This is a genomic window from Amnibacterium sp. (assembly GCF_036559085.1).
GTDB lineage: Bacteria > Actinomycetota > Actinomycetes > Actinomycetales > Microbacteriaceae > Amnibacterium.
In genome coordinates this window covers 1-2,165 of the sequence record NZ_DATBTU010000048.1, presented here as the reverse complement: position 1 = coordinate 2,165, position 2,165 = coordinate 1, and the positions used below count along the sequence as shown (strand labels likewise).

The 2,165-nt window shown below is 72.4% G+C and carries 2 protein-coding genes; both read left to right on the top strand.

Features of this window, described 5'->3' with window-relative positions:
* The coding region (locus tag VIG76_RS08355) for a hypothetical protein (RefSeq protein ID WP_331953057.1) at window positions 1-772 on the top strand (772 nt) is incomplete at its 5' end.
* An 11-nt stretch (window positions 773-783) separates the two neighbouring features.
* Entirely contained in the window at window positions 784-1,983 is a 1,200-nt protein-coding gene (locus tag VIG76_RS08350) for a S53 family peptidase (protein ID WP_331953055.1), read from the top strand.
* Window positions 1,984-2,165 lie beyond the last annotated feature (182 nt).

Genomic DNA, 2,165 nt, shown 5'->3' with positions numbered 1-2,165 from the left:
CTCATCGGCGACCTGGATGCGGCCCGTCGTCGGGCAGTCCGTCCCCGTCGCGACCCCTGACGACGCCGCCGCCGGCATCCTCTGCCTCGAGTGCCGGTCCAGCGGCGAGATGACGCTGAACCTCGACCAGCTGAACGACAGCAGCCGGAACGGCCACAACGGCTTCCTCGACGATCTCGCCGACGGCACCGCGCTCAGCCGGATGCGGCTCTACCGCAACGGCGTCAAGATCGACGACGATCCCTTCCTCGGCGTCGATGCGAAGGTGCCGGCCGGGGCGGCCAACTACACCGCGATCGCGGAGACGAACGCGGGCGCCGCGGGCTTCATCCTCGGCACGCACCTGCGCTCGGTGTACACGTTCCGGTCGTCGGCCACCTCGGGCGCCGCGGTGCCCGGCGCCGTGATCTGCCCGGTCGACGACGGCAACGGCTGCACGACCCTGCCGCTGCTCCGCATCGTCGCGCCGCTGCCCACCTCGGGCACCGGGACGACCCGGGTCGGTGCGATGCCGTTCTCCTTCACGATCATGCCGATCCCCGGAGCCCGGGCGACGACGGTGAAGGCCGAGGTCGAGGTCAGCTTCGACCACGGCAAGCACTTCACGGCCGTGCCGGTCACGGCGAAGGGCCACAACGCCTTCACCGCGAAGCTCGTCAACCCCGCGCGCAGCGCCGGCACCACCGCCACCCTCCGCTTCACCGGCCGCGACACCGCGGGCAACACCATCACCGAGACCGTCGCCGCGGCGTACCGCGTCGCGAGCAAGTAAGGACCCCACCCATGTCCCCCTCGAACCGAATCCGCGCCGTGCTCGCGGCCGGCGTGCTCGTCGCGACGTCCGTGCTCGGCGCCACGACGGCCGCCTCCGCATCCGGCGGCGCCCACCGCGCCTGCGACACCCCGAAGCGCGGGCACGCCGCCTGCATGGTGGAGATCCGCACGACGACCGCCGCCCAGCGCTCGCTCGCCACCGCCTCCCCCGTCGCCACCGCGGCGATCACCGGGCTGCGGCCGGCGGACATCGCCTCCGCCTACGGCCTGTCCGGCGGATCGGGCGGCACCGTCGCGATCGTCGACGCGTACGACAACCCGAAGCTCGAGGCGGACCTCGCCGTCTACCGCAAGCACTGGGGCCTGCCCGCCTGCACGACCACGAACGGCTGCTTCACCAAGATCAACCAGCGCGGATCGCGGAACTACCTGCCCGCCGCCGACTCCGGCTGGGGCGTCGAGGAGGCACTCGACGTCGACGCGGTCTCCGCGGCCTGCCCCGGCTGCCACATCCTCGTGGTCGAGGCGGACTCCGACTCGCTGACCGACCTCGCGATCGCCCAGAACCGGGCCGTGAAGGCCGGTGCCAAGGCCGTCTCGAACAGCTTCGGCGGCCAGGAGTTCACCGGCACGCAGTCGATGGCCACGCAGTACTACACGCATCCGGGCGTCGCGCAGTTCGCGTCGACCGGCGACAACGGGTTCCCCGCCGCCTCCACCCCGGCCACCTACCCGGGCGTCACCGCCGTCGGCGGCACGTCGCTCGTGAAGGCCTCGACGAGCCGCGGCTGGAAGGAGACCGTCTGGGACGGCGCGGGCAGCGGATGCTCCGCCTACTTCGCGAAGCCCTCCTGGCAGCACGACACCCACTGCCCGATGCGCACGGTCTCCGACCTCTCCGCCGTCGCGGACCCGAACACCGGCCTCGCGATCTACGACACCTTCGACACGAGCGCCGACACGGCCAACGGCTGGTTCCAGGTCGGCGGCACGAGCCTCTCGACCCCGCTGATCGCCGGCATGGCGGTGCGCTCCGGGCACGCCTCGCAGTACAGCAACGCCTCCCCCGTCTACGCCCACTCGAGCCGCTTCAACGACGTCACGAGCGGCAGCAACGGCTCCTGCGGCGGCGACTACCTCTGCACCGGCAAGGTCGGCTACGACGCCCCCACGGGCGTCGGCACGCCGAAGAGCCTCGCCTCGTTCTGAGCCGAGCCCGCCGAGCGGCGCCGGATCCTGAAGGGTCCGGCGCCGCTGCCGTCTACCGGCCGCTCGGGTCCCGGTCCGTGCGCATGCCAGTGCTCGAGTCGTCCATGCTCGAGGCGGCGCCGGGCTGCATCCGCAGCTCGTCCTGCTCGTTCAGCGGCTCGACCACCGTCTCCTGGCGGATG